The sequence below is a fragment of the Erythrobacter sp. SD-21 genome (genome assembly GCF_000181515.1).
Lineage (GTDB): Bacteria > Pseudomonadota > Alphaproteobacteria > Sphingomonadales > Sphingomonadaceae > Qipengyuania.
The window spans coordinates 154,612-176,368 of record NZ_ABCG01000006.1; the positions used below are offsets into that span (position 1 = coordinate 154,612).

Below are 21,757 nucleotides of genomic sequence, written 5' to 3' on the forward strand. Positions count from 1 at the left end.
CCTCATTTCCCTTGAAGGGTGCCGGACCTAGTATTCGAAGCCGACGCGAAGGCCCACCGTCAGCGGACGGTTGGTCGCGATACGCGGACGGTCATTGACGTAGTTGCCCGAGATCTGTGCGCGTTCGTCGAACAGGTTCTCGCCGAACAGTTCGACACTCCACTGTTCGCCCTTAACGCCTGCCGAAAGGTCGACCACGGTGTAGCTGTCGAGTTCGAGTTTGTTGATCTCGATCACGTCGGTGAACTTCGATGCCGAATGGGTGACCTGGGGCTGGATGAAAGCTTCCCAGTCATTCGTCAGCGACCATTCGTACCGTGCGCGCAAATTGCCCTGGAACGAAGGTGCGAAGGCAAGTTCGTTACCCACGATCACGTCGCTCGTCGGGATGAGCACTTCGGTGATCTCGGTGTCGAGTATCGAGACGGCACCCGAGAGCGTCAGGCCTGGCATCGAATACGGCGCCACGGTGAAGTCTGCTTCCACACCACGGATTTCCGCATTCGCAGCATTTGCCGAGAAGAAGAGGTTCGTGATCGACGGGTCGAAGATCGTCGTCTGGAGGCGGCTGATGTCGACGTAGAACGCGCTGCCGTTGAAGCGCATTTGGCCGTCGAGCAGCTCGGTCTTCCAGCCGAATTCGTAGTTCTTCACTTCGTCGGTATCGAGTTCGAAGGGAACTACGAAGCCGGCGCCGTTGGTCGCGCCGCCCGGACGGTTGAGCAGTCCGGGACGGAAGCCTTCCGAATAGGTCGCGTAGAACAGCAGGTCCGGCGTCGGAGTGACGGTGAGCGTACCCTTGTAGATCACACCTTCGGCCTTCGCTTCGTCCGGTGCGCGAACGGCGTTGAATACCGCGCGAGCCTGCGAAACGCTGAGACCGGCTGCGCGAATGTCGGCAAAGGTGTCGTCGATCGTGAAGGTCTGGCGCAGGGCCGAGTTGCACGAACCGATGAAGGTGAACGAACCGTCGCCGTCATACAGGTCGTTGAGGTCGGTGCCGAACGCGTTCGCGTCCTGCGCAGCGCCGCTGTTGCAGAAGCTGCCGTTGGCGCTGCCTTCGAAGTCGACCCGGATGTTGTAGTAACGGATGCCGCCGGTGATGGTCAGAAGGTCCGGGATGATTTCGATGCTGGTTTCACCGAAGATGCCGAACTGCTTGTCGGTCCGGCGGATGTCGTTCCGGAAGATCGTTTCTGCCGGGAACGGGCCGTCGAGCGAGGTATAGCCCGCCTGCGGGAAGTTCGGTGCGAAAGCGCCGAACGGCTGCGCGATGACGTTGCCAGGATAGGCGAAGTCGTTGCGTTCCTTCAGCTCGAGATCGGAGAAGAACACGCCGCCCGTGGTCCGGATCCAGTTGTCGTCCGGCGTGCTGAAACGGAATTCGTTGGTGAAGACTTCCGTTTCGCTGAACGAGGTGACGTAGAGGTTGGGTGCCTGACAGGTGCCACTGGGGGCCGCTGCGCCGGGGTATGTCACCGAGCCGTCACAGATGTAGTACGGCAGGTACTGACCGACAAACAGGTAGTCCGTATAATCGACGCGCTGGTCGGTCGTACGGTCGGTGAACGCGCCGGTGTAGACCAAGTCGAGCATGCCGAGGCGGCCCTCGACGGTCCAGGCGGTGTTCGAGAATTCGTCTTCCAGCGTGTCTTCTTCGAAGCGCTGGATTTCCAGATCGTCGAGGCCGTCGAGTTCGGGATCGGCGAAGAAGACGCCGTCGCTTTCGACTTCCTGGCGGCTGTGGGCCACCGTCACGGTCCAGTCGGGGGTGACTTCCCACAGCGCGGTGGCGCGGAAACCGGCATAGCTGGTGTCGTTGAAATCTTCTTCGACCAGCGCGGCATTGTCGGCTTCGAGGAAGGTCACGTTCGACAGGTCGGCGCCGGCCTGGAAGCCGCCGCGCAGTGCGTTCACCGGAACGCCGTTCGAACGGACCGTACCAGCCGGACGGAAGCGGGCGCTTTCGCTCAGGTCGCGCGTACCGAAGATATTGTCGATGTAGCCGCCCTGCTGGTCGTAATAGGCAGTGCCGCGCAGTGCGATCGTGTTGGTCACCGGCAGGTTGACCATGACCTCGCCCTTGTAGCTCATCTCGCCACCCTTGGTGAAGGAGAGGCCGGCATCGGCGCTCATGTCGAAGCCGGACAGGTCGGGCTTGGCGGTGATAAGGCGGACGACGCCTGCCTGCGAGCTTGCACCGAAGAGCGTGCCCTGCGGGCCCGAGAGAACTTCGATACGCTCCATGTCGGCGGCATAGACGTCGAGGTTACGACCCGGCTGTGCGAGCGGCTGTTCGTCGAGATAGAGCGCCACGTTGGGGGCGAGACCGGCAACACCTGCAGTCGTCAGGTTCGGCGTGGTCGAGGCGAGGCCGCGAATGTAGATCGTGCTCTGACCCGGGCCGCTGCCACCTGCGGTGACTGTGGGCAACTGGTCGAGATAATCCTCGAAGGTGTCGACTGCGAGTTCATCGAGTTCCTCGGCGCCGATGGCGGCGACGGAAACGGGCACGTCCTGCAGGTCTTCGCTGCGCTTCTGCGCGGTGACGACGATGGTCTGGACGCCGCCTGCGCGCGGCTGTGCTTCAGGTTGTGCTTCCGTGGTTTCCTGCGCGAGCGCAGGCGATGCGACTGCGATGGCGAGCGCGCTTACGGACGCGCCGCTTGCTAGTTTCTTCATGACTGGAAATTTCCCCCGTTGTGGATCGAACTTTTCTCGGCTGCAGACCCGGCAAGCGGAAAAAGCCAATATTCGCGAGCGAGACCCATTCATTATCTGGCTCGACTTAATCAATAAGGGAGGGATTGTGGACTCACCACCGGAGTCCTTGGGTTTTTTCCAATGAATTATGGCATGTTGCAATAAGACAACAGGAATCAATGGTGTATTCATTATTTCAAGTATGCGGCAGATATTTCAAATATCAAATCTTGATGGCATGATAAGGTACTTTTTATACGAATACCGAGAAGAGAATTAAACGAAGTAATTTCAAGTACAAGTTTATTTGTACATCATTGCATCGAGTCTATTGGTTAACCTCTCTTGGGCACTCTACTTTGCCGAGGCGACCTCCGCACACCCCGCCGCAGTTGTCGGCACGCCGTGTTTCTTGCGCCTGAGATCATAGATGACCGCCTTGACGATTGAGATCGCCATCAAGGCCACGACCAGAGAGAACGGCAAAGCACCGATTATCATGGTGATCCGGATCGCATCGATCCCGCCCAGGATCAGCATGGAACCGACGACAAATGCCAGCGCGGCTCCCCAGAACACGATGTGGCGGCGACGCTGGCCGCTCGTCTCGCCCGCGCCGTTGATCGTATTGACGATCAGGATCGCGCTGTCGGCAGAAGTGACCAAATAGGTCATAAGCAGGATCACCACGAGGCCGGACACGACTGCCGCCACGTCAGGCGAAAGCAGCACGGCAAGGGTGGCAAAGAGTTGATCCGAAATGCCTGCTTCGACGATCTTGCCGCCAGCGATCCCGCTCAATTCGAGGTCAATCGCCGTCCCACCCACGATCGTCATCCAGACGAAGCACATGAGCGAGGGCACTAGGATCACTCCGAAAACATATTCACGGACGGTCCGGCCGCGCGAAATGCGTGCGATGAACATCCCGACGAAGGGGGCGAAGGCGATCCACCAGGCCCAGTAAAACACCGACCAGTCGAGCTGCCATTGAACCAGTTCGGGACCGTTTGGTCCGGCCTCGTCGAACAAGGTGAGAGAATTCGGCACGATCGTGCGTAGGTAGTCCCACAGCCCGCTTCCCAGGAGCTCGACCCCGAGCAGGCCCGAGCCGACGATCATGAAGAGTGCCAGCAAAGCGAAGGACAGACCCATATTGAGGTTGGATAGCCATTTAATCCCGCGACCCACTCCCGACAATGCGCTGAGTGTGGATGCGCCTACGAGGACGAAGAGCGAGACAATAACCGCCGCAGCGGATGACGATCCGTCTGCATCCAGCAACCAGTCGCCCATTCCCAGCCGCGCAAGCCCGGCCACGAATTGCTCGACACCGAAACCCATCGTAACTGCGACACCGAGTATGGTCGCCACGACCGCGACAACATCGATGATATGACCCCAGATCCCCGACATTCTAAGGCCGAACAATGGTGCAAGTCCTGATCGGATTGTCAGTGGGAGGCCACGACGATAGGCGACATATCCGATCGCCAGGCCGACAAGCGCATAGGTCGCCCATGCCGCAAAACCCCAGTGCAGGAATGTGTAAGTATAAGCCGGCCTGACGGCTTCGGCGCTGAGGGGTTGGATCGTCCCGCGAATGATATCTGGGTTGTTTGCGAAATGAGCCAGTGGTTCGCCAGTGGAATAGGTGAGCATCCCGATACCGATGCCGGCTCCGAAAAGCATGGCAAACCAGCTGAAGCGTCCAAACTCGGGTTCTTCGCCAGCGGCCCCGATCCGCAGACGGCCCGCCGATGGCCACAAGGCGAGCAGGAAGCACACCGTCACCAGCGCAGCGACCAGATAGACATACCAACCGGCAAAACTCGAGATGATCGTCGAATTTGCCGCGGTGAGCGTTTCGTTTGCGCTGACCGGGAAGAAGATCGCCCACATTATCAGCAGAGAGACGATGATCTTGGACGGGATCGTCACCGCCCGGCTGAATCCGTCGTAGAAACCGCGGTCGTGTGTGTTGATCGGAAGCTCCACCAGAGGCGGGGCAATGGGCGCATCACTTTCGGAAGACATGCCTCCCAGTCATAGGGAACCCGCTGCAGGATGCAAATCCGGGCAACGCAATTCGGTTCAGTGACGAAAGAATTGTGCGGCTTGTACCGATTGTTGCCACTGGACTCCAAGCGACAGTAGGGGAGCGGCTGCTTTCCACCCCATAAACAGACGTTCGACAAAGGGGCGACCCGCTTAGGAGCGGACTAGCAGCTTTGCCACGGTTTGGCTGAAACCCGGCATTCCGCTTGCGACCGGATTGCGGACATGGACGTGAGACGCCATGCTCTGCATTACTTGCTTCTCCGGAAAAGGTGCTGATGACCGATATCGTCTTTGCGATACCTATCTTAGCTGTGGCCGTTTTTTGGTTAATTGCGTTCCGCAGGTATCGAGCAGGCAAAGGAGGTGCCTTCATCACGTCGATGTTTTGGTGGTGGAAGCAGTAATTACGTTCCCGTCAGTCGGCGCGTCGGCTTTGGGAGCAAAGCAGTGACCGCTTCCCACCCGAAAGCCCACAGATCACAAGTCTCTTCGCCGTCTGATTCCGCCTCGCTGCCTCGCCCTCTTTCCTACAGCCGCGCAATTTGCCTTAACCTCGCGGATGACCAGACATCCGGATTCCGATAAATTCGCGCGGGACGGCGACGATGCCGCCGCGCCTGGCCGCGCAACGCATGATGCCGCGCATGGCCACACGGCCCCCACTAGTTCTCCTGCACAGGGCGATCCCTGGCGCCACGATGGATGGACGAGGGCGCGGCAGGCGGCTTTCCTGCGCGAGCTGGCCGCGACGCACAATGTGTCCGCCGCCGCGCGCGCGGTGGGAATGAGCCGCCAGTCGGCCTACAAGCTGCGCGCCCGCTTGCGCGGAACGCCGTTCGACAAGGGTTGGGAAGCGGCCTTCGTATCGCGCTTCGATGCCCTGGCCGACGCCGCGCTCGATCGTGCGCTCAACGGGGTGGAGGTGCCGCACTATTACAATGGCGAACTGGTCGGTACGTCGCGCCGTTACGACGAGCGCCTGACGTTGGCACTGCTCGCAATGCGCGCTACCTTCAACCGTCAGCCCCGGGGCCACTACGATCCTGCCGATGCTTTCGGGATCGACGAATTAGCTGCGCTTGCCGACCGGGTCGAACACGGGCCCGAACAGTGGCACAAGGATTGCAACAGCGAGCTCGACGCCCGTGACGACCTCGACCGCGAAGCGGAAAGCGTCGAAAAGCCCGCCAGCGATCGGTGATGGCTCGGGGCGGGGGTGTAGGCCGGGTGTCACCCGCAGGAAAAGAGTGGTTTGATACCGTAATTCAAGGGCTTGAGAGCTACGCGTAGCGGTTGACACCCTGTCGCCTTCGTCATCCGAAGATCGCTACGCTCTGCATCCCGTCGAGCACCTGCTGCCCGTCCGCGTTCCACAGCCGCAGCCGCTCGGAGGAATAGCCGCCGCCCGCGTGCTGGCTGGCGTTTTCCGACAGCCACCAGCCGTCCCGCGTGGTGGGCGCAGTGTCGAGGAGGTTGAAGGACCAGTTGATCGAGCTGATCGGCCCCTTTCGCTGCATCGCGCGCATGGCGCCCGGCGGCAGCACGTCGCCCAGGAGGATAAGCTCGCTGACCGGATCGAGGCCTTCGCGGTCTGCAAGGCGCGCCCAGCGGCGCACGACAGGCTCGCCCGGGCCGCTGATGTCCTGCGCTTTGCGCAGCTCGAAATTGTTCTGGATGAAGGCGGGGCCCTTGTCGGTCATGGTCACCGGGGCATCTTCGGGCGGGCCGGGCCAGTCGGCGATTTGGGCGGCGGGATGCTGCGCGTTGGCTTCGCGCTGGGTGCCGAACAGCCAAAAGGCGGTCAGCGTGCATTTCCCCTCGCACCAGATCTCGCTGCGCACCTGCGCGACATTGCGCCCCTGCCGCACGATCTCGCGCCGCAGCTCAACCTCGGGCCCGGTCGGCGCCACGAAGGCGACTTGGCCTGCGCGCAAGGGGGGCAGGTCGGGAAAGGCGCGCAAGGCGGCCGTGTAGGCGATGAGCGCCGAAGCGCCGCCATAGAGCGTGCGGCCCTGCATCCAGTGATCGAGATTTTCGAAGCGGGTATTCCCGCCGTCAGGCGTGATCGGATCGGTCAGGCTGGCAATGCTCATGCCCCCTCATCGCGCGGCTTTTTCGCTTCGTCCAGACTGACGTTACGTAAGGCGATTGCAATGCGCCTGCAGAATCGCTAGTGGGCCGCTTCCCGTGTCGAGAGGCCGGGCGAGGCCCGATGGCGGAGTGGTTACGCAGAGGACTGCAAATCCTTGCACGCCGGTTCGATTCCGGCTCGGGCCTCCACTTCTCTTGTTCGCAAAAGAGAATGTGCCGCTTTAGCTCAGTTGGTAGAGCACATCATTCGTAATGATGGGGTCAGGTGTTCGAGTCACCTAAGCGGCACCACCTTCCCGAATTCTTCGCGTTCTGCTGGTTTTGTTAATGCCTTGTGGTAAAGAGGCTGGTAAGAGCCTCGGGCAACACGGGGATTATTGGACGGACATGCGGGATACAGCCCTTTGCTGCGCGCTTGCGCTTGCCACGTCGATGCTGATCGATGGCAGAGCAGCGCGCGCGCAGGAAACGGCGATCCAGGCGGCCGATGCCCCCAGCCTTCCGACCCCTGAAAACCGCCCCCTTGCGATCGACTTTCGCGGGGATCCCGTGCTGGCTCTGTCGGAAGCCAAGGCCGATCCCGATACCTTCCGCACCATCGTGCTCGCCGCGCTTGAGGAAAGCCCGGTCGACCGGGCCGCCCGCGCCAGGGAAACGGCGGCCAGAGCGCGGGTAAACGAGGCGCGCAGCGGATACCTCCCGGCAATCGACGTCGGCGTCTCGGCTTTCAAGACGCTCGAGCGCAATTTCTCCGACGATCCTTTCAATCTTGTCGAACGGTCGCGCCCGAGAGAGCGGGTAGATTTCACCTTCTCGGTCGCCCAGCCGCTCGTAGATTTCGGTCGGACCGATGGGCAAGTGCGTTCGGCGGCCGCCTTGCTGAGGGCGGCGGGCTACGAACGCCAGGCCCGCACCGGTGAAGTGGCCGGCGACATGGTCATTACCTGGACCCAGGTTTTCGGATACCAGGCGCTCGTAAGACTGATCGAGGGTTTCGTCGCGGCGCAGGACGGGCTCGACGAGGCGGTCGAGATCCGGATCGATCGCGGCGTGTCGGCCGAAGGCGATCGGGTGCGCGTCGAGAGTCTCCGTTCGCAAGGGCTCGTCCAGCTTGCGCAGGCCAGGCGCCAGCTCGCCAGCGCCGAGGCGCGCTTCGAACAGCTGAGCGGCTTTGCGCCGCCGGATCGCCTGTTGAGGCCGCCCCTGTTGACCGACTTGCGCTACACGAGGGAGTATGCGGTTTTTGCCGCCGAGAACGTCCCTGCCGTCCTGCGGGCAGAAGCGGTTGCCGATGCGCGCAAACAGGAGGCCAAGGCGGCCGAGGCGGGCAAGTTCCCCGAGTTGAGCGCCCGGGCCGACCATGGCCGCTATGGTATCCTCGAGCGGGATCGCAACGATTTCGACACGCGCGCCACACTTAACCTCAACTGGCGCATCCTGGGTGGTGGCGTCTGGTCGCGCGCCCGTGCTGCCGATGCCGAAGCCGAAGCGGCCGATGCCGAAGCCGACAGCATCCGCGAGGAGGCCCGGCGTGATGCCGAGATCGCCTGGTCCGACGTCCAGGCAATTGAGGACCAGGTCGCCGCGCTGGAAGAAGCCTACAAGGCTGCCCGCCAGTCGCGAGACATCGTTGTGACACGCTTCGGCGCGTTGCGCGGATCGCTGTTCGACGTGGCCGATGCGCAAAACGCCTATCTTAGTGCCGCAAGCGCCTATATCCGCGCGCTGACCGAACTAGACCAGGCACGCTATGTGCTACTCCTGCGCACCGGGCGGCTGCTCGACGTGCTCGAAATCGAGGAAGAAGAGGTGCCGCTGTGAGCGATATGTCGCTCGTCGAAATCCCTAAGAAACGGATCGCCGACTGGCTCGCCGATCCGATCAGGCGCAACTGGCGGACCTATTCCAAGGTCGCCGTGGCGGCCGTGCTGATCAACTTGTTCGGCCTCGCGAGCGCCCTGTTCACCATGACGGTCTACGACAGGGTGGTTCCCAACGCGGCCTATGGTTCGCTGCTCGCGCTTTCGATCGGTCTAGGCATCATCCTGCTGTTCGATTTCATTCTCAAGTTGCTGCGCGCCTATTTCGTCGACTTCGCCGGTGCCAAGATCGACGAGGAAATTGGCGAGGATGTCTTCGCGCGCCTCACGGCCATGCGCCTCGAACTGCGGCAGGGATCGACCGGCGCGCTCACCGGCATGATGCGCGAGCTGGAAACCATTCGCGATTTCTTCGCCTCGGCCACGCTCGTGGCAGTGGTCGACGTGCCCTTCATCCTGATCACGCTGGCCGTGGTGGCGATGATCGGCGGCTGGGTGGTCGCCGTTCCCGCCGCCATGGTGCCGCTGGTGATCCTGGTCGGCCTCGCCGCGCAGCCTGCCCTACAACGCATCGCAGCAACGACTATGGGGCAGGGCCTCGCCAAGCAGTCGGTGCTGATCGAGACCGTCGGCAGCATCGAGCATGTTAAGGTCGCAGGCGCCGATCGCATGCTCAAGCGACGCTGGAAGGAAGCGGTTCGCGAGCACGCCCACAGCAATCTGCGGCAGCGTCTGATCTCGTCGGTGGGGACGACCTTCGCGACAAGCGCGGGCATGATCAGCTACGCCGGTGTGGTGATTGTCGGCGTCTTCATGGTAGCCGATAACAAGTTGACGTTGGGCGGCCTTATTGCCTGCTCGATCCTCGCCGGACGCGCCATCGCGCCGCTGGCGCAGATATCGCAGCTGGTCGGCCGCATCACCGCCACGCGCACCGCCTATCGCCATGTCCGCCAGTTGATGGAGCAGCCGGTCGAGGGGCCGGAGAGCGAACCGCTCGAGATGGGCGCGACCGCAGGCGCCATCGAGTTGCGCGGCGTGACTTTCGCCTATCCGGGCGGTTCGGCCCCGGCGCTGGACAATGTGAACCTCAAGATCGAGCCGGGCCAAAAGGTTGCGCTGCTCGGTCGTGTCGGATCGGGCAAGTCGACCATCGCACGCATGATGCTCGGCCTCTATCCACCGCAGGAAGGGATGGTGCTGGTCGACGGTGTCGACCTTGCCCAGTTCGATCCCTATTCGATGCGCGCGCAGATCGGTTCGGTGTTGCAGGAACCGGCGCTGTTTTCCGGCTCGATCCGCGAGAATATCGTCCTCGAACGCCCCTATATCGACGACGAGGAAATGCTGCGTGCCAGCCGTGTTTCGGGCACCGACCTCTTCGTTTCGCGCATTTCCAACGGCTATGACCTCAAATTGGTCGACCGCGGCGAAGGGCTTTCGGGCGGCCAGCGCCAGTCGATCGCCATCGCCCGCGCGCTGGCTGGCAAGCCGCGCATCGTGGTGATGGACGAACCGTCGAGCGCGATGGATGCGCAGACCGAAGCGGACCTGATCAATCGCCTCAAGGACGAGCTCAAGGACCACACGCTGGTGGTGGTGACCCATCGCCAGCCGTTGCTGCAGCTGGTCGACCGGATCATCATCATGGACCGCGGCAAGGTCGTGGCCGACGGGCCGCGGGACGCGGTCCTGAAGAAGCTGGCCGAAGGGAACAAGCAGCCATGAACTCGCTTGCCGAACACCAGGGCGACCAGCCGATCACGATCGAGGAAGAAGAGCACGAACGCCACCTCGAGGATTTCGTCGACGATATCGAACCGGGCAAGGCGTCCAAGTTCCTCTTCTGGGGCATCGTCGCCTTTTTCGTTCTGATCATCGGCTGGGCCGCCTGGGCCGAGATCGATCGCACTGTGCGCGGCATGGGGCGCGTTATTGCGAGTAGCGAATTGCAGGTCGTTTCCAGTCTCGAGGGCGGCGTGCTGGAGGAGATCCTCGTGCGTCCCGGCGATGAGGTTATTGCCGGCCAGCCGCTTCTGCGCCTCGATCCCACCGAAACCGGTGCGAGTCTCGGCAGTACCGAGGCAACCGCGCTAGCGCTGGACATGAAGGTCGCGCGACTCACCGCCGAAGTGACCGGGCGCTCGCCGCGTTACCCTGCCCCGGCAAACGATGAGGCCGCACGCCAGCTCGAGATCGAAAAAGCGCTCTACGCCTCGCGCCAGGCGAACCTTAGCAGCGCGCTTTCCGCCGGACAGGCGCAGCTCCAGCGATCGCGTCAGAGCGTTGCGGAGGCCGAAGCGGCGATTGCTTCGCGCCAAAGTACGCTCACCCGAACCGAAAGCGAACTGGCGGCCATCCGTCCGCTTGTCGAAAACGGTATCGAGCCGCGCATGAGCCTCACGCGGGCGGAGAGCGATGCCGCATCAGCACGAAGCGATCTGGCCGGCGCACGGGCCGCGCTCGGACGCACACAGGCGCAAGTAGCCGAAGCTGGCGCCAATCTTGCGCGTATCCGGCAGGATTGGCGCGAACAGGCCGCCAGCGAACTGGCCGGCGCGCAGGCGGAATACGAAGCGCGGGCAAGTACACTGCCCGCACTGCAGGAACGTTTTCAGCGCACCACACTGCGCGCACCGGTTGGCGGTAAAGTCAGCCGGGTACTCGTCACGACCCGCGGAAGCGCGGTCAATCCGGGTGAACCGCTGGTCGAACTGGTTGCGCAGGAGGATAGCCTGCTTGTCGAAGCGCGCATTTCTCCGCAGGACATCGGCAACGTGCGTATCGGGCAGAAGGCCAAAGTCGGTGTTACCGCCTATGATCAGACGGTCTATGGCGCGCTGGAAGGCGAGGTATCGACCATTTCTCCCGACTCAATCCAGGACCCGCAATCGGGCGAGATCTACTATCTAGTCCGGGTAACCACGCAGCAAAGCGCGATCGAGGGGCCCAATGGCATGGAGCTTGCGATCGGGCCGGGCATGGTCGCCGACGTCAGCCTGCTCGGTGACAAGCGTACAGTGCTGCAATACATCCTCACACCCATAACGCGCTTGAGCGAGACAGCCTTCCGGGAATAGGGCGGCGTCGAGTTGGCGCAGTTAATCGGACGGCAATTGCCGTGTGATATAGATGCTCCGAAGGAAGCGGTCGCATGGACCTGTTCGGAAAATGCGAGATTTACTGAGGTTGGGATGGATTGGGCTACAAATGGTTGCGGCTGCTCGGCATGCCACTCCGATGGCAATGACTTGGTCGCAAAGCGCTTGATTGTCGCTTCGCACGGCGAGGCGGCAACATTCGCCGCCTCCGTTGGGGTCAGCGCTGCCGAAGGTGACATTCCTGGTGACGCAACTACTTCCGCAACCATTTCTGTTGGCCAGACAGTAGTCGGTGAACTCGAGGTCATCGGCGACAGCGATTGGTTCCGGATCGACCTGACCGCAGGTCAAACCGTTTCTATTTCCCTTTCGGGTAGCGGCGCTGGTCCCGTTGAGGACACATATCTGCGTGTTCGCGATGGGGCCGGCCGACTCATCGCGGAAAACGACGACGGCGGTACAGATCTCAATTCGCTGATGAGGCTAACGGCAGACAGAACCGGCACCTATTATATCGAGGCCAATTCCTGGAACGGCCAGAGCATCGGTGAATATACTCTTAGCGTGTCCGAAGCGCAGCCGCTGGAGCTGTACAGCCTGGATCAGATCGCCAACCAACTTACGAGTGGCTACTGGGGCGGCAACGAACGCGCCTTCACACAGCCGATCTTCTACGAGTTTGTCGGACTGAGCCAGGGAGAGGAACGTCTCGCCCTCGAAGCTATGCAATATTGGGCGACAGTGGCTGACATCGATTTCTCACCCGCATCCAGTGGATCGTCTCCTGCCAATTTGATTTTTCAGAACAGCGAGGAAGGGGCATTCGCGCAATCTTCCGTCCAATTCGGCAACGGAGGCATTGTAAGTTCGACTGTAAACGTCAGTGCGGCCTGGTACGCGCAATATGGCTCGACGCTCGGCAGTTATACCTTCCAGACCTATCTCCATGAAATCGGTCACGCACTCGGACTGGGGCATGCCGGAAACTACAACGGTGCTGCGAGCTATGCCAACGATGCCACCTATCTCAACGATAGCTGGGCAACGACGGTGATGAGCTATTTCGATCAGTCCGAGAACACGTATTTCTCGCAGCAAGGTTTTAATTCGGTCTATGTCGGGACGCCGATGCTGGCCGATATCGTTGCTATCCAGAATTTGTATGGCGCGCCTTCGACCCGCACTGGCGACGACATCTATGGGTTTAACAGTGTAGGTATAGATGCGGTCTTTAATGCGACACTCTATCCGGATATCGCTTACACTATCTACGATAGCGGCGGGCACGACACGCTCGACTATAGCGGGTTCGCAGCTGACCAGGTGATCGATCTGCGTCCCGAGATGTACTCCAGCGTAGGCGGGAACATAGGCAACGTAGCAATTGCGCGAGGCGTCATTCTCGAGGACGCAATTGGCGGATCGGGCGCCGACCAGCTGATCGGTAACGATGTGACCAATGTGCTCTGGGGCAATGGTGGCGACGACGTGATTGATGGTGGCATCTTGGCCGACATTCTCTGGGGCGGAGATGGGAACGACACGCTTGTCGGAAGCGCCGGAAACGATACGCTTCGCGGTGAAGCCGGAAACGATACGATCGATGGCGGGGCGAGCTGGGACTACCTGTTCGGCGGTCCGGGTAACGACACGCTGACGGGCGGTAATGGCAACGACGGCCTCTTCGGCGACGCGGGCGACGACACGCTCGACGGCGGTGCTGGAGCGGATCTTCTGCGCGGCGGCGGCGGCGAGGACTACCTCGATGCCGGGGCAGGAAACGACGTCATCAAGGGCGAATGGGCCAGCGACACGCTGCTCGGCGGCGATGGCGACGACATAATCCTTGCCGGCGACGGTCTCGACACCGTCATTGCCGGCAGCGGCAACGATCTCGTCTATGGCGAGGCCGGTCGCGACACGATCTATGGTGCCGACGGCGACGACCGCCTTTATGGCGCGAGCGAGGACGACCTCCTCGTGGGTGGTGACGGCGACGACGAACTCTTCGGAGGCGCCGGCGACGATCGTATCGCCGGTCGGGCCGGCAACGACCTGCTGACCGGTGGTGCCGGCAACGATCTTTTTGTCTTCGGCGATTACGGCGCGGGTAACGTCGATACCATCACCGACTTTCAGGAGGGCGACAAGATAGGCCTCGATCGCAGCCTGCTGTTCGGCACGATCGACAAGCTGGGGTCTCTCGATCTCGGCGCGTTTCGTTATGGCACGCAGGCGCTGGATGCGGACGACCGCATTTTGTACCAGTCCTCGACCGGCAAACTGTTTTACGACGCCGATGGCAACGGTGCACTCGCGCCCGTGCTCTTTGCACAAATTACGCCCGGCACGGCGCTCAGCGCGCAGTCGTTCGAAGCTTTCGGGAATGCCGCACCTCCGCCCTTTGCCTCGGGTGCGGAGCCTCTGAGTGGGGCCGATCCGCTCTTCGCCTAATGAGGGCGCGCATCGCAGCGACGGTGGCCCTTCTTGCAATGGCCGGCCTCTTGCAACCAAGCTCTGTTGCCGCAGCAGGAAGAACTGAGATGGCGAATCGCGATGTCCCATGCCACCTAGTTGGGGAGGCGTTGGCGGGGGAAGGCCACGGGCGATTATGCCAGATGTTCACCCGGATTGTGCGCGACACGGATGGCGATGCGATCCACGCCATAGAGTTGGAAGCGCGCCAGACCGGTGAGGCCATAGTTACCTTGCGGGGCGAGGACGGCGCGGTCATAGCCAAGATGGGCGAAGTGGTCATGGATAGGCCGATAGGGCTCGACACCTGGAATTATTTGGCCCGCTCGCTGCGTGACTATCTGGAGCGTGAAGCACCCTGATGCTTGGGCACACGTGACCGCTTGACGATGTCCCACAGACACGCGAACAGGGCGAGGCAAACTCGGGAGCCGCTTTATCGCCATCGTTCCGCCACATCGCGCAACCCTGTGCTTGAACGCTGCCGCTCTTGCGCTGCTGCCAGCGAACCTTGCAGCGCAGGACGATCCCGTCGAGCAAGACGATACGCCCATTATTGTGGTGACGGGCGAGGGACTCGAAACGACGCCCGCTGCACCTGCCTACGATACGCAAGTCATCGACCGCGAGGTCATCCTCGGCACGGGTTCGGGGCGCATCGAGGACGCGCTGTCGACGGTAGCTGGTTTCCAGCAATTTCGCCGCTCGGACAGTCGCTCGTCGAACCCCAGCGCACAGGGCGCCACCCTCCGCGCCTTGGGTGGAAACGCGACAAGCCGCGCGCTGGTCCTCCTCGACGGCGTGCCGATGGCCGATCCCTTTTTCGGTTTCATTCCCTATCCAGCCATCGCGCCAGAGCGGCTTTCGAGCGCGCGGGTCACGCGCGGCGGCGGTTCCGGGCCCTTCGGTGCAGGCGCCTTGGCTGGCACTATTGAGCTTGCCAGTGCCGATGCCCGTACCCTGGGTCCCTACGGCGGCCATGTCTATGTCAACGGGCGCGGCGAAAGCGAGAGCAGCGCGCACCTTGCCGGCGATCTCGGTTCCGGATTCGGTGTCGTTTCGGCGCGCTGGGACCGCGGGAAGGGCTTCTACACGACGCCGGAAGCCGACCGTGTCGATGCGACCGTCCGCGCCGCTTACGACAGCTGGTCGGTCGAAGCGCGAGGCGTTGCCCCGATTGGCGACACGATCGAGTTGCAGGCGCGCGGCCTTGTCTATGACGACCGGCGGACCCTGCGCTTCGCGGGCGCCGACAGTTCGAGCAGCGGGCAGGATGCGAGCCTTCGGCTGGTGGGCCGGGGTACGTGGGAGTTCGACGCGCTCGCCTATCTGCAGGCCCGGAACTTCACCAATGTCGTCATCAGCTCGACCCGTTTCGTGCCCGTGCTTGACCAGCGGGCGACGCCTTCGACAGGTCTCGGCGGGAAGATCGAATTGCGGCCTCCGGTGGGCGAGGCGCATGTCTTGCGGCTGGGCCTCGATTACCGACGCAGCGAGGGCGAACTCTATGAAACCGCGCTCAGCGCCTTCACCGGCGAGGTGCGCGAACGGCGCAACGCGGGCGGCACGAATACGGATCTCGGACTGTTCGCCGAAAACGACTTCCTGCTGGGCGCACTCACACTGACCGCGGGTGCACGGCTCGACCGCTATACGATCCGCGACGGCTTCTATATCGCGCGCGACCCCGAGGGGGCGCTGCTCGCCGAGGATAGTTTCGCCGATCGGTCGGGGTGGGAGCCTTCCTTCCGCGGCGGCGCCTTGTACGAGGCAGGAGCGGGCATCTCCCTGCGCGCCGCCGCCTATATGGGCCTGCGCCTGCCCACGCTGAACGAGCTCTACCGGCCCTTCGTGGTATTTCCGGTGACGACGCTGGCCAACGACGCGCTGGAGAACGAACGCCTGGAAGGGTTCGAGGTCGGGCTCGACGTAGCGCCGCATGAGGTCATCCGGATCGGGCTCACCGCCTTCGACAACAGAGTCAGGGATGCCGTCGCCAATGTGACGCTCGATCCCGTCACCCGCCAGCGACGCAATATCGAGGCGATCCACGCGCGCGGTATCGAGGCGACGACGCGCATCGGGATGGGATCATGGGGTTTCGACGGCTCGCTCGCTTACACGGACGCCCGCGCTCTACAGGAAGGGGCAGCCTTTGACGGCAACCGCCCCTCGCAGACACCCGCTTGGGTCGGTTCGGCCTCGGTGCGGTACAGTTTTTCACAAAGCGGCCTCGTCGCCCTTACCCTGCGCCGTGTGGGCAAGCAGTACGAGGACGATCTGGAAAGTGACGTGCTGCCTGCTGTCACCACGCTGGACGCATTTGCCCGTATTCCCGTCACGACGCGTTTCTCGATTGTCTTACGGGGCGAGAACCTGACCGACGCGACCATCGTCACCCGCAACCAGGGCGGATCGGTCGACCTCGGCACCCCGCGCACGCTCTGGGCGGGAGTGCGTTTCGGGCTCTAGCCGGAGGGAACGGCCGGGTCTAGCGTAGGCGTCGCACCCTGTGGTCGATCCGCGCGGTGGAGGAGTGCATCACGGCCTGCATCAAGCAGGCAATGGCGGAGACGGAGTCCGCCGAACTGCCCTCCTAATGAGTTCTGATTCATCCGCGAAGCCGAAGAAAACCCGTTAGCTTCCGCGCCTTCGCTTCTTTCGTCGTTCAAATGCGTTCGATTGCGTTCCCATAAAACCCCGCTATTATCGGGGAACGGTTATGGGAACGGCTGTTGTTTCCGCTAATGTGGCAGTGCGCTGGCAGGTTTGATTCCCGCACAAGGAGGCGAAATGCCGACGAAGCTTCACAATGCGCTTACGCCTCTCGCGGTGAAGAACGCCAAGCCTGGACGGCATGCCGATGGTAGCGGACTACATCTGCTGGTGAAGCCGACCGGCGCGCGATCATGGGTTTATCGCTTCATGCTCAACGGAAAGTCGCGGGACGTTGGTCTTGGCGCGGCTGGTCAAGGCGGCATGTCTCTTTCCGATGCGCGCGACAAGGCGGCGGCGCTTCGAGTGAAGGTCAAGGCCGGTATCGATCCGCTGCAAGAAAGGGACAGGCAAGCCGCTCAGGTGCTTGCGGCGGCTCAGGCTGCCAAGGTGGCCGGAACCACGTTCAAGGACGTCGCAGCGGCCTACATCGCTGCGAATGAGGAAAGCTGGCGCAACTCCAAGCATCGCCAGCAATGGCGCAACACGCTCAACACTTATGTTTATCCGGTGATCGGGGATTTGCCGGTTGCCGAAGTCGAAACTGCGCATGTGCTCAAAATCCTCGAACCAATCTGGAAAGGGAAGGCCGAAACTGCCAGCCGCATTCGCGGGCGGATTGAAACCGTGCTCGATAGCGCCAAGGCGCGCGGCTACAGCCAAGGGGAGAACCCAGCGCGCTGGCGGGGGCACCTTGCGCAAATCCTCCCCGCGCGCACCCGACTCTCGCGCGGCCATCACAAGGCGCTGCCTTATCAGGAAATTCCGCCCTTCGTCCGCGCTCTGCACAAGCGGGAGGCAGTGGCGGCACTAGCACTGGAATTTACGATCCTTACCGCTGCGCGCTCTGGCGAAGTGATTGGCGCGACTTGGACCGAGGTCGATCTGGACAAGGCAATCTGGACGATCCCAGCTAACCGCATGAAGGCGGCGAAAGAGCACCGCGTGCCGCTATCCCCGCGCGCCGTTTCCATCCTCGAAAGCCTCCAGCCGCTTGGCGGTGTCTACCTGTTTCCCGGCGCGAAGGGCGGCAAGCTGTCCGGTATGGCCATGACGATGCTCATGCGTCGCATGAAGGTTGAAGCGACCGTGCACGGCTTCCGTTCGGGCTTCCGTGATTGGGCAGCCGAATGCACCGGCCTTGCGCATGACGTGGCCGAGATGGCCCTCGCCCACACGATCGAGAGCAAGGTCGAGCGGGCCTATCGGCGCGGCGACCTGCTCAACAAGCGGCGGCGGCTTATGGAGGATTGGGCCACTTATTGCGCGCAGGAGGGTAGGGCTGATGACCATGTGACGCCCATCAGAAAAGCGGACATTGCCTAATGTCTGAAGTTGGGGAGGATAGCGGACGGTTCGAGCATATGCTAACGAAAGCCTTTGTCCGCGTGTCATAAACGTGTCTCACACCTCGCCTTTCATCATCGGCGCGAGCATGACGGCAGCTTCCGCTTAAAGGGTTAGGGCGAATGGCTTTTTGGTATTTCGGTTCCTGGCTATAGGACCGCTATGAGATGCAATTCACAAGTTACGTTAGATCCGACGCTTGAGGGCGTGCTCGCAACTGCGCTCGACGCCGTCGTGGTCATGACGGGGCATGGCTTGGTTACCGGATGGAACAGCGTGGCGGAAGCTACATTCGGCTGGACTGCCGATGAGGCCCTCGGACGGAGTCTCGGCCAGTTGGTTGTTCCTCCCGAACACCGAGAGGCGCATCAAGAAGGACTATTGCGGCTTGCTGCGGGAGGAGAGCCTCACGTGATCAATCGCCGGATCGAGATTTCTGCGCTTCATCGCGATGGGCGTGAGTTTCCGGTCGAACTTTCCATTACCACCGCTCCGACGTCGGCTGGTGAGGTCTATGTCGGATTCATCAGGGACATAGCGAAGCGTCGCGAGGTGGAACAGAAGGTCGAACGCGAAGCTGTTACTAACCGACTTTTGTTCGAGGTGGCCAGCATGGCGGCTGACTCGGAGTCATTTAACGACGCATTGCGGAAAGCGCTGGGCGCCATTTGCGAGATAACCACATGGCCTGTTGGGCACGCTTTTGTTGTCCCAGTGGGTAATCAGAAAACCGCACGTTCCTCGGGCGTCTGGTTTGAAATGCAATCGGGCATGGCGGATCAGCTCCGTGCCTTGACGGAAGATATAGAGTTCACACCGGGAGTGGGGCTCCCAGGAACGATCCTCCAATGCGGGGAGGCGCAATGGGTAACGGACACGGCTGCGGAAGATAATTTCGTACGCAAAGACTGCGGGTTCAGAGGAGCATTCGGCTTTCCGCTGAAAAGCGGTGGACGTATTGTCGCAATCCTCGAGTTTTTCTCCCAGTCGCCCGTCCAACCTGATCCAGCGACGCTAATGCTTGTCCAAGCTCTTGGCGAACAAGTGGGCCGCGTGTTTGAACGCTTGCGGACGCACGACCATGAAACGCTGCTCCTTCATGAGTTAAACCATAGGATGAAAAACATCATAGCGGTTGTTCAGGCCGTCGCGCATCAGACTTTTCGGTCCGCAGCGACGCTTCAGGAAGCGCAAAACATTCTTCAAGGGCGTTTGGTAGCGATCGCAAGAGCGCAAGATTTACTAATCTCGAAAAACATTCACGGGACTTCTCTGCAGCAATTAATTGAGGGATCAATTGCCGGCTCGGGCGTAGATTCGAAGAAAGTCTCGATTTGCGGCCCAGAAGTCCCTGTCTCTTCGCGCGATGCCGTCACAATTTCCCTCGCAGTTCACGAGATGTGCACAAACTCAATGAAATACGGAGCTTTCTCAGATGCAGATGGTCAGGTCGACATCGAATGGGGCCTCGATGAAATGCGCGAGAGCTTCTTTTTTAGCTGGACGGAAAGCGGCGGACCGACTGTCAAGCCACCTACCCGAAAGGGTTTCGGCAGCAGTTTGCTCGAGAAGGGCCTCGCCTCGGATTTAGGGGGTTCAATTACGCTGGACTACCGTCCCGAGGGCTTAGTGTGTCGGTTCGTCGGACCCGCTCCAAAGCTATTTACGGAGGCTCCCGTGCAACAATGAGCGGCGACCAACCCAGAGCGTTTTCCAGCGAACTCCTCTAGCTGTGAATGGCCCTAGTCGGGTCGTTTGCTGCCGGTCTGCTCCTAGCGCTTTGCCAGCCCCGCTCAGATAAACTCGACCGGCGTTCCCGTCGTCACGGCCTTGGCGAAGGCGGCGGCATCCCAATTGGTGAGCCGCACACATCCATGACTAGCGCGCTTGGCGACCATTTGCGGATCGGGCGATCCGTGAATGCCGTAACCTTCCTTGCCGAGATCGATCCAGGTGCCGCCGACGGGATTGTTAGGGCCGGGAGGGATGATGAAAGTCTTGTCCGGCCCCCATTGCTGGTCGTCCGGATCGAAAGTGTAATTCGGAGCAGGCGCGATCGCCGCCACTTCCATCTGTCCGCTGGGGCTGGGAAAGTCCGAACTTCCGATGGTCGCGGGATAGCTGACTACGACATTACCCGCTTCGTCGAGTCCCGCCACGGTGTTCTCACCTTTGCGAACCTCGATCTTAGCGATGTCCGCATCGAGCGCGTTGTCGCCGTGGCTGACGATTACAAGCTGGGTTCCTGCCTCGGAAAAATTGGCGCCGGGATTGAGTGCGGACAGGAAATCTTGGTCCATGTGGAAACGCTCGGCCAGCATCTCTTTGGCATCGCGGTATCCCAACTTTTTCATTTCAGCCATTTCGGGAAATTCTTCCGGAATTTCGTAGAACTGGCGCGACACGTCCTTTTCGGTGATCGTGTAGGTGCGGAAGATGTCACCTCCGTGGTTGTCCATCAATGAGGCAAGCAGTTCACTGTCTACGCCGGTCCCGGGGGGCAGGCCATACGCTTTGCGATAATATTCGATCGCGCGCTCGGTATTGCCACCCATCCTTCCATCGATAACGCCCGGAGAGTGTCTGCTCTTGTCGAGCATAACCTGAATAGCGATCAGCTTCTTCGAGCGATCCCCCAGCATCGAAGAGGTAACGTTTTCGGGGAGGGTCAGCGAGAACCGCCCGTCCTGCTGGCTGGCCTCCTCCTGGCTGGCCGATTTCTCGTCGTCATAACCCTCCCGGTCGGTGAAATTGGCGGCGAATTCGTCTTCGTTTGCCGAACCATCGGGGGAAGAACGGTCACTCGGGTAATCGGTCTGAGATATGGCGGCGTTAGCCTCCTTAGTCGATCCATCGCCGCAGGAGGCGAGCGCGAGGATCGGTGCAGCGAGCGATGCTAGAAGAATGTTTTTCATGCCCAAAGAACGACGTCCCCTGCGGGGTGTTCCGCTGCGGTTCCCCCGACCGCAACGGTTACTAGCGGGTGAATTGCTCAGAATAAGAACAAGGCTAGCTCGATGCTAGCGTCACCTGCTGAATGGCCAAACCATGGGTCCGGCCCGGAACATCTAAACCGGTTCTTTTGGCAGGACGACCGTGTTGGTCGCGCCGCATAAGGAGATTACTAAAGGGGGGAGATGAAGGACAAAACCAAAGGGATAGCGAATGAAGCGAAGCAGCATTCTGACGACCAGAAACCCGCGCTGAAGGGCGCGTTCCGGAACGCAAGGGGGAAGCGCAAAACCTCAAAGGCGAGGTGGAAGGTGAACTCGGCGAGAAGATTTGAATTCGCAAAAACAGCAATGGGCGGGCCGCCATTTGGCTGCTGTTTGATTTAATCAAAGCCCGTGATCAGAGAGTCGGTTGCTACAATTTCAGAGATGCCTCTACCGGGGAAATCGCAGTTAACAGAGTCCGCAATCGGGTCGTTAGCCGTATGTCGGC

The 21,757-nt window shown here is 61.2% G+C and carries 13 protein-coding genes and 2 tRNA genes; 11 read left to right on the forward strand and 4 right to left on the reverse strand.

The window, feature by feature from the left end:
- Positions 1–27 precede the first annotated feature (27 nt).
- Together ED21_RS11180 and ED21_RS11185 are read right to left on the reverse strand one after the other, a co-directional pair.
- Positions 28–2,682, reverse strand: a complete 2,655-nt coding sequence (locus tag ED21_RS11180) for a TonB-dependent receptor (RefSeq protein WP_006834015.1) — start codon at positions 2,680–2,682, stop codon at positions 28–30.
- Positions 2,683–3,057: 375 nt separating this feature from the next.
- The gene (locus ED21_RS11185; protein ID WP_006834016.1) at positions 3,058–4,740 is read right to left on the reverse strand and encodes a BCCT family transporter; all 1,683 of its coding nucleotides are present in this window, start codon (positions 4,738–4,740) and stop codon (positions 3,058–3,060) included.
- 583 nt (positions 4,741–5,323) lie between these two features.
- Here ED21_RS11185 and ED21_RS14785 point away from each other — a divergent pair.
- Positions 5,324–5,965 carry a hypothetical protein gene (locus ED21_RS14785; protein WP_006834018.1) on the forward strand — a complete coding sequence of 214 codons (642 nt, stop codon included), beginning with the start codon at positions 5,324–5,326 and terminating at the stop codon, positions 5,963–5,965.
- 112 nt (positions 5,966–6,077) lie between these two features.
- On the opposite strand, the gene ED21_RS11195 is transcribed toward ED21_RS14785, so the two are convergent.
- Positions 6,078–6,857 carry an acyl-CoA thioesterase II gene (locus ED21_RS11195; protein ID WP_006834019.1) on the reverse strand — a complete coding sequence of 260 codons (780 nt, stop codon included), beginning with the start codon at positions 6,855–6,857 and terminating at the stop codon, positions 6,078–6,080.
- Positions 6,858–6,970: 113 nt separating this feature from the next.
- On the opposite strand from ED21_RS11195, the gene ED21_RS11200 reads away from it, so the two are divergent.
- The 10 genes from ED21_RS11200 (at position 6,971) to ED21_RS14795 (ending at position 20,002) form a co-directional block, all read left to right on the forward strand.
- Positions 6,971–7,044 (forward strand) — tRNA-Cys (locus ED21_RS11200).
- 26 nt (positions 7,045–7,070) lie between these two features.
- Positions 7,071–7,146, forward strand: a tRNA-Thr gene (locus ED21_RS11205).
- Positions 7,147–7,242: 96 nt separating this feature from the next.
- Positions 7,243–8,676 (forward strand): TolC family protein, encoded by a 1,434-nt coding sequence (locus ED21_RS11210; RefSeq protein WP_198005851.1) that lies wholly within the window; start codon positions 7,243–7,245, stop codon positions 8,674–8,676.
- A gap of 5 nt (positions 8,677–8,681) precedes the next feature.
- A complete protein-coding gene (locus ED21_RS11215; RefSeq protein ID WP_006834021.1) occupies positions 8,682–10,403 on the forward strand; it encodes a type I secretion system permease/ATPase in 1,722 nt (573 codons plus the stop codon).
- Positions 10,400–11,755, forward strand: a complete 1,356-nt coding sequence (locus ED21_RS11220; protein WP_006834022.1) for an HlyD family type I secretion periplasmic adaptor subunit — start codon at positions 10,400–10,402, stop codon at positions 11,753–11,755. Before ED21_RS11215 ends, ED21_RS11220 begins: the two co-directional genes overlap by 4 nt.
- Before the next feature lie 171 nt (positions 11,756–11,926).
- Positions 11,927–14,230: a M10 family metallopeptidase C-terminal domain-containing protein gene (locus tag ED21_RS14790; RefSeq protein ID WP_006834023.1), complete on the forward strand. Its 2,304-nt coding sequence runs from the start codon at positions 11,927–11,929 to the stop codon at positions 14,228–14,230.
- Positions 14,231–14,394: 164 nt separating this feature from the next.
- Entirely contained in the window at positions 14,395–14,613 is a 219-nt protein-coding gene (locus ED21_RS15435) for a hypothetical protein (protein ID WP_156787445.1), read from the forward strand.
- 112 nt (positions 14,614–14,725) lie between these two features.
- Positions 14,726–16,723, forward strand: coding sequence for a TonB-dependent siderophore receptor (locus ED21_RS11235; protein WP_006834025.1), 1,998 nt, complete (start codon positions 14,726–14,728; stop codon positions 16,721–16,723).
- 321 nt (positions 16,724–17,044) lie between these two features.
- Positions 17,045–18,292, forward strand: a complete 1,248-nt coding sequence (locus ED21_RS11240) for a site-specific integrase (protein WP_006834026.1) — start codon at positions 17,045–17,047, stop codon at positions 18,290–18,292.
- Positions 18,293–18,475: 183 nt separating this feature from the next.
- Positions 18,476–20,002: an HWE histidine kinase domain-containing protein gene (locus ED21_RS14795; RefSeq protein ID WP_006834027.1), complete on the forward strand. Its 1,527-nt coding sequence runs from the start codon at positions 18,476–18,478 to the stop codon at positions 20,000–20,002.
- A gap of 104 nt (positions 20,003–20,106) precedes the next feature.
- On the opposite strand, the gene ED21_RS11250 is transcribed toward ED21_RS14795, so the two are convergent.
- Positions 20,107–21,228, reverse strand: a complete 1,122-nt coding sequence (locus tag ED21_RS11250; RefSeq protein WP_006834028.1) for a L,D-transpeptidase — start codon at positions 21,226–21,228, stop codon at positions 20,107–20,109.
- Positions 21,229–21,757: the final 529 nt, after the last annotated feature.